Source organism: Klebsiella terrigena (assembly GCF_006539725.1).
Taxonomy (GTDB): Bacteria; Pseudomonadota; Gammaproteobacteria; order Enterobacterales; family Enterobacteriaceae; genus Klebsiella; species Klebsiella terrigena.
The window spans coordinates 114,986-121,694 of the sequence record NZ_BJNO01000018.1 but is presented as its reverse complement, the minus strand read 5'-3'; the positions used below and the strand labels follow the sequence as shown (position 1 = coordinate 121,694).

5 protein-coding genes are annotated in these 6,709 nt (G+C 62.2%); 1 reads left to right on the top strand and 4 read right to left on the bottom strand.

Annotated elements, in window-relative coordinates; genetic code table 11:
• Positions 1–134: 134 nt before the first annotated feature.
• The 4 genes from RTE01_RS18970 to dhaK all read right to left on the bottom strand — a co-directional run bounded on the left by RTE01_RS18970 (position 135) and on the right by dhaK (position 5,012).
• Positions 135–1,784, bottom strand: coding sequence for a glycerone kinase (locus RTE01_RS18970; RefSeq protein ID WP_134527850.1), 1,650 nt, complete (start codon positions 1,782–1,784; stop codon positions 135–137).
• Between the two features lie 82 nt (positions 1,785–1,866).
• On the bottom strand, positions 1,867–3,288 hold the full coding sequence (gene dhaM, locus RTE01_RS18965; protein WP_134527847.1) for a dihydroxyacetone kinase phosphoryl donor subunit DhaM: 1,422 nt from the start codon (positions 3,286–3,288) through the stop codon (positions 1,867–1,869).
• A 10-nt stretch (positions 3,289–3,298) separates the two neighbouring features.
• A complete protein-coding gene (gene dhaL / locus RTE01_RS18960; RefSeq protein ID WP_041147320.1) occupies positions 3,299–3,931 on the bottom strand; it encodes a dihydroxyacetone kinase subunit DhaL in 633 nt (210 codons plus the stop codon).
• A gap of 10 nt (positions 3,932–3,941) precedes the next feature.
• Positions 3,942–5,012, bottom strand: coding sequence for a dihydroxyacetone kinase subunit DhaK (gene dhaK, locus RTE01_RS18955; RefSeq protein WP_041147319.1), 1,071 nt, complete (start codon positions 5,010–5,012; stop codon positions 3,942–3,944).
• Between the two features lie 595 nt (positions 5,013–5,607).
• On the opposite strand from dhaK, the gene RTE01_RS18945 reads away from it, so the two are divergent.
• Positions 5,608–6,705 (top strand): glycerol dehydrogenase, encoded by a 1,098-nt coding sequence (locus RTE01_RS18945; protein WP_115191819.1) that lies wholly within the window; start codon positions 5,608–5,610, stop codon positions 6,703–6,705.
• Positions 6,706–6,709 lie beyond the last annotated feature (4 nt).

Below are 6,709 nucleotides of genomic sequence, written 5' to 3'. Positions count from 1 at the left end.
ATTCTCTGCATTCTCTGCATTCTCTGCATTCTCTGCATTCTCTGCATTCTCTGCATTCTCTGCATTCTCTGCATTCTCTGCATTCTCTGCATTCCCGCAGGCACCGCGGCGCCTGCGGGAATATCTGACTGCCTCTATTTCTCCGCCAGCGCCTTAAACACCATCGCCACCGCGTGAGCGCCCGGGTCCATATTGCCCAGCAGGCTGTCGCTGTTGAGATACGACGCGCGCCCGGCGTTGGCTTTGCTGGCGTGGAGGGTGCTTTCCGCACCGGCCTCGGCCGCAGCAAACGCCGCCTGCAGATTGTCAGGCGCGGCCAGTAGCGAGGCCAGCGCCGGCTGCAGCGCGTCAATCATGGTGCGATCGCCTTCGTCCGCCCCGCCGTAAAACTTCATCTGCGCAAGGCCGGCGTTGAGCGCTTCGGCGACGCTGGCGCCCTGTTCCAGCTTCTGCCCGGCGGCGGTAAAGAAAATAGACATCAGCACGCCGCTGGAGCCGCCCATCACCACGGTCAGGCGTTCGCCGATCAGCGCAAACAGGGTGGCGAGGTTGGCGAGCGGCAGCTGCTGGCGACGCAGCAGGTCGGCCACGTCGCGCGCGCCCGCGGCGAAGGTCGACCCGGTGTCGCCGTCGCCGACTTTGGCATCCAGCGCGTTGAGGTGGGCCTCAAGGTCGGACAGCGTTGCGGTCACCGTTCCGACGTAGCCCGCCACGACGCTATGGTCTGAAGGCTGGAACTCCACGCGACTGCTGCGCAGCGAGCAGGGCATGACCCCGACGGCGCGCGGCTGGACCGGCTTCTGCCAGCTGGCGGTTTCCACCTCGGAGAGCAGCGCTTTCTCAATGCTCTCTTCCAGCACGATCGCGGTGATCGAGAAGCCTTTCATATCCAGGGCGGTGACCAGAGACGCCGGGCCAATCAGCCAGTCAATACGCTGATGGAGCGGAGTGTTCGCCAGCTCGCGGGTGAGGATCGCCATTTCCGCGACCGATACGCCGCCGAGATTATTGAGCATCACCGCCAGGCGGCCGGTTTCCGGCAGGGCCGCGCTCAGCTTCTCCACCATCAGCTGCATAATCTGCGCGCTGTTCTGGGTGGCGATAACCGAAGCGCCGGGCTCGCCGTGAATGCCCATCCCCAGCTCCGCCTGCTCGGGATGGTGGCGCGGGGCCGTCTCGGCATCCTGCGGCAGGTGGCAGCTGGAGAGCGCGAGGCCGAGGCTGCGGGTGTTGTTCGCCGCGTACTGCGCTTCACGCAGCACGGTCGCCAGGTTGTAGCCGCGCTCGGCGAAGTAGCCCGCCACTTTATGCACCAGGATGGTCCCGGCAATGCCGCGCGGATGCTTGTTATCCGGCAGCGAAATATCGTCGCCGACGATCAGCATCTCGACGCTGTAGCCCAGGCGACGCGCTTTCTCCGCCGCGAGGCCAAAGTTCAGGCGATCGCCGGTGTAGTTCTTAACGATCAGCAGGCAGCCCGCTTCGCCGGTGACGGCCTGGATCGCCGTCAGCACCGCATCGACGCTCGGCGAAGCAAAAATATCGCCGCAGACGGCGGCGGTGAGCATGCCTTTACCAATAAAGCCCACGTGGGCCGGCTCGTGGCCGGAGCCGCCGCCGGAGATAACCGCGACGTTGCTCTTATTTAGATCGCTGCGCACGACCACGCGGATCGCCGGATCGCTCTCCAGCCGCGCCAGATTGTTCCACGGGCTGGCGATAATCGCCCCTTCAATAACGTCGCTGACGAGGCTGGTGCGCTGATTAAAAAAGAATTGAGACATAACGGTTCCTGGAGGTTGAGCGAAAACAAAATCCCCGGAGGCAGCGCCTCCGGCGTGAGGTCAATGGGGCCGACAGCGCGAGCTACCCGCGGATAATGCGCCTTTCGGCGACATCAAGGGTGATGGCATCGCCGCTGCGCAGCGTTTTCAGCGTCTCACCCTGCTGGCACAGACAGGCGATCCCGGCCTGGCGCGCGATGATCGCGCCGTGGGAAACGTCGCTGCCTTCCTGCAGACAGATCCCCTTTACCTGCCGGGGATCGAGCTGCACCACGGTAGAGGGGAAGATATCATCGGCGATAACGATCACCGGTTCATTCACCGCCAGCAGCACCTCGCTGCGGCCCTGAAGATGGCGCAGCGTGCGGTGGAGCAGATCTTCGATATCAATATAGCGCGCCTGCAGATAGGTATCGCTCAGCTGGCGATACTGCTGGCTGAGATCGACCAGCACCTGATACCACGCCCACTCGGCGCAGCACTGCTCCTTGCTCAGGATGGCGCAGGCGGCGTCATAGAGTTCAGGGTCGTCGAGCAGGGTATGGTGGCCGGAGAAAATGGCCGCGATATCGGCGGAGTAGCGCTCCTCTGCAAGACGGGTCAGGGCGTTGAGATCCGCCAGCGTCTGCTCAATGGCCTGCTTCAGGCGCCGCTGCTCTTTGGCGCTATTGGCGCTGTTTCGCCGCCGCGGCTCGGCATGCGGCAGGGGGTAGAGCAGCGCCTTCCCCTGGACGCGGGCAGCGGAGGGGACGACCGCCGCCGGGGCCGCGTCCGGCTGCTCGCCAAAGTGCTCCGCCGCCAGCGCCTGGAATGCGGCCAGCGCCGCCTCGGCATCCGGCCCGCGGGCCAGCAGCCGGAGCCTGTCGTCGCGGCGCACCTGCAGCAGCGCGATTTTATTGATGCTGTCCGGCGCCACGCACTTGCCGCCTTTCTCCAGCAGCAGATCGGCGTTGAAGCCAGCCAGCGCCGCCACCAGGCGCGAGGCCGGACGAACGTGCAGGCCGTTGTGGTTGCTAATCACCACCGAAACCGACCGCGCGTCGTCATCTCCGGCAAAGGGGGTCGCCTCAGGGGCGGCCTGGGCGGGCGACGGTAATCCCAGCTGGACGCGCTTAGCCTCCAGCGCGTTCATGGCGTCCTCGATAACCTTGTCGATCGTTGATCCGGTTGCCGCGCTGACCGTTGCCGCCAGCGTACCTTCGACCAGCGGGGCCGCGCAGAGGCGAACCCTGGCGGCGATGGCCGGATCGAGAAGATCCAGCGCCGTCTCGGCGCTCAGCAGAGCGCTGCCGATATCCATCATCACCAGCACGTGATCGGCGTCGGCCACCGATTCAATGGCCTCCATCACCTTAATGGGATCGGTGCCGATCGGGTTCTCGGGATCGTCAATCCCGGCGGCGATCGCCAGCCGGCAGCCGTCGCCGATTAACATCTGCCGGGCCAGCTCTCCGACGCCTTCGCCCAGTCGGGCGCTATGAGACACAATCACCAGGTTTACCATCGCTTTTTCCTTACTCTTTGGCTGCGGCAGCCAGCTCCTGAATCATAAACATCACCGAGGTCGCACCCGGATCCTGATGCCCGATGCTGCGCTCGCCGAGGTAGCTGGCGCGGCCTTTGCGGGCCTGCATGGTGATGGTGGAGCGGGTGGCGATCTCCGCCTGCTTGCAGGCGGCGTCCAGCGCGGCCTGCAACGGCAGATGCTGTTCGCTGGAATGGCGCAATGATTCAACGACCGGTAGCCAGACGTCGCACATCGTTTTATCCCCCGGCTCCGCCTTGCCGCGGTTGACCACGCCGTCCGCGCCTTCGCGCATCATCTGGTACAGCTCGTCGAGGCTGAGGCTCTGGTGCGCCTGGGTTACCTGCGCCGCGCGGATAAAGAAGGTGCCGAACAGCGGGCCGCTGGCGCCGCCGACGTTGGAAAGCAGCGTCATCCCGGTATTTTTGAGGATAAAACCGATGTCCTTATCGGCAATCGAAGGCAGTTTTTCCACCACCTTGCTGAAGCCGCGATGCATGTTCAGGCCGTGGTCAGCGTCGCCGATCTCTTTATCCAGCCCGGTAAGAAAATCCCGCTCTTTGGTAAAGATCTCGCCGCAGCGATAGAGCCAGTTAACGATCTGCGTTCTGTTCAGTGACATGTTGTGCTCCTTAATGGCCCCAGTTCAGCGCCGGGGTATGGACGGGGGCATCCCACAGGGCCAGCGTCTCGTCGTCGGCTTTCAGCAGGGTGATGGAAAAGCCCACCATATCCAGAGATGTGCAGTAGCTGCCGATAAGGCTGCGGGCAATAGCGATCCCGCTCTCCTCGCAGCGTTCGGCGAGGCGGTTGTAGACGCCGTACAGCTCCGACAGCGGAGTGGCGCCGAGGTTGTTGACCAGCGCGATGACGCGGTCGCCGCTCTGTAGCGCTTTTTTCCCCTGCTGGACGTCCTGCCAGCTGCCTTTGGCCGGATCCCACTGGCGCAGGGTACGGCTGTAGGTGCCGTTCTCCAGCAGGGTGGCGAACATTTCGTCCACGGTCTGGTCGAGCGAGCTGAAGGCGCGGCGGTCAATCCCCGGTTCGCCGTGGATGCCGACGCCGAACTCCATTTCATTATCCTGGAGCTCAAAAGAGGGCTGTCCGGCGGCCGGCACGGTGCAGGCCGCGAGGGCGACGCCAATGGAGTGGCCGAGGTTGTTGAGCCTGCGGCCCAGCTCGGCGCAGGCTTCCAGCGAATCGCCGCGTTCGGCGGCGGCACCCACCAGCTTTTCAATCAGCACGGTGTTGGCCACGCCTCGACGGCCGGCGGTATAGAGGCTGTCCTTCACCGCCACGTCATCGTCGATGACCACGGTGGTGACCTTGACGCCGCTCTCATGCAGCAGCTCGGTGGCGGTTTCAAAATTCAAAATATCGCCGGTGTAGTTTTTGATAATCAGCAGCACGCCTTCGCCGCCGTCGATATTCATCGCACACTCGAACATTTTATCCGGCGTCGGCGAGGTGAAGATCTCCCCCGGGCAGGCACCGGAGAGCATGCCCTGGCCAATGTAGCCGCAGTGCATTGGCTCATGTCCGCTGCCGCCGCCGGAGAGCAGCGCCACCTTGCCGGCAACCGGCGCATCGGCGCGGGTGACGTACACCGGGTCCTGATGCAGCGTTAATTGGGGATGGGCCTTCGCCAGGCCCGCGAGCTGTTCGCTCAGGACATCTTCGACACGATTAATCAGTTTTTTCATCTTCATGCTCCGTCACAGTGGTTCGATGCCGCCTCTCTGCTGGCGGAGGGGGTCATCGTGTAGGGGGTCGCCAGCCGATAGGCGCTGTCCGGCGATGTAGTGATTCTGGCTGAGTTGACGAAAAATAAAATCTGCCCGAAGTGGGTTTCATTACGGAACGTGATTGCTGATAAATGTTCCGTAATGAAACGTTTTTTGCGAAGAAAAAAGCAAAATGCGACCCAGAGCGGTTTTTTTCATCCCGCCGCGAGGCGGATAAGCGGCGATAACGAAGCGGGTTTGTAGTTTTTTTTCGCGGCCAGGGGCCGATTTCCCGGTGAGCTATGCTGCCTGCCGGGCAAATTTACGCTGCGCGGGCGGATCGGGATCGCAATCCCGGCGTTTTACCGTGAGTAATGTTTCAATATGAAACGCAAAAATATTTTCTCTGTTCCATATCAGAACAAAAAGGCGAAATATTTTTTTGTTCTCCGCTCGCCCTACAGTGATTGCATCGCTCCGGCAGCGCTCCCGTTCCCCTCATTAGCAGAAGGCAGAACGCAGCGGCGCCAGAGCTCATCATGTAAAAAAATGCTCTTATTTGAGGATGAAAGGAATGCTAAAAGTTATTCAATCTCCAGCCAAATATCTCCAGGGACCTGATGCATCCACGCTGTTTGGCGAGTACGCCAAAAACCTGGCGGACAGCTTTTTCGTGATTGCCGACGACTTCGTCATGAAGCTGGCGGGAGACAAGGTGCTGAACGGCCTGCACAGCCACAACATCAGCTGCCACGCCGCGCGCTTTAACGGTGAATGCAGCCATGCGGAAATCAACCGCCTGAGCGCGATTCTGCAGCAGCACGGCTGCCGCGGCGTGGTGGGGATTGGCGGTGGCAAGACGCTTGATACGGCGAAAGCCATCGGCTTTTACCAGAAGCTGCCGGTAGTGGTTATCCCTACCATCGCCTCTACCGATGCGCCAACCAGCGCGCTGTCGGTTATCTACAGCGAAGCGGGCGAGTTTGAAGAGTATCTGATCTATCCGAAAAACCCGGATATGGTGGTAATGGATACGGCGATTATCGCCAAAGCGCCGGTGCGCCTGCTGGTGGCCGGGATGGGCGATGCGCTCTCGACCTGGTTTGAAGCGAAGGCCTGTTTTGACGCCAGAGCAACCAGCATGGCGGGCGGCCAGTCCACGGCGGCGGCCTTAAGCCTGGCGCGCCTGTGCTATGATACGCTGCTGGCCGAGGGCGAAAAGGCGCGCCTCGCCGCCCAGGCGGGGGTGGTGACCGATGCCCTGGAGCGCATCGTGGAGGCCAATACCTACCTCAGCGGTATCGGCTTTGAAAGCAGCGGCCTTGCCGGGGCGCATGCTATCCATAACGGCTTTACCATTCTGGAAGAGTGCCACCATCTGTACCACGGCGAAAAAGTGGCGTTTGGTACCCTGACCCAGCTGGTGCTGCAAAACAGCCCGCTGGAAGAGATCGAAACGGTGCTGAACTTCTGCCAGAAGGTGGGCCTGCCGGTGACCCTTGCGCAAATGGGCGTCAAGGAGGGCATTGAAGGGAAAATTGAAGCGGTGGCGCAGGCAACCTGCGCGCCGGGCGAAACCATCCACAATATGCCGTTCCCGGTGACCGCCAGCAGCGTCTACGCCGCGATCCTCACCGCCGACCTGCTGGGGCAGCAGTGGCTGGCGCGGTGATAGC

Bases quoted from the DNA above. Each gene is read 5' to 3' on its own strand.
- RTE01_RS18970 (WP_134527850.1), bottom strand. From the start codon at position 1,784: ATGTCTCAATTCTTTTTTAATCAGCGCACCAGCCTCGTCAGCGACGTT.
- dhaM (WP_134527847.1), bottom strand. From the start codon at position 3,288: ATGGTAAACCTGGTGATTGTGTCTCATAGCGCCCGACTGGGCGAAGGC.
- dhaL (WP_041147320.1), bottom strand. From the start codon at position 3,931: ATGTCACTGAACAGAACGCAGATCGTTAACTGGCTCTATCGCTGCGGC.
- dhaK (WP_041147319.1), bottom strand. From the start codon at position 5,012: ATGAAAAAACTGATTAATCGTGTCGAAGATGTCCTGAGCGAACAGCTC.
- RTE01_RS18945 (WP_115191819.1), top strand. From the start codon at position 5,608: ATGCTAAAAGTTATTCAATCTCCAGCCAAATATCTCCAGGGACCTGAT.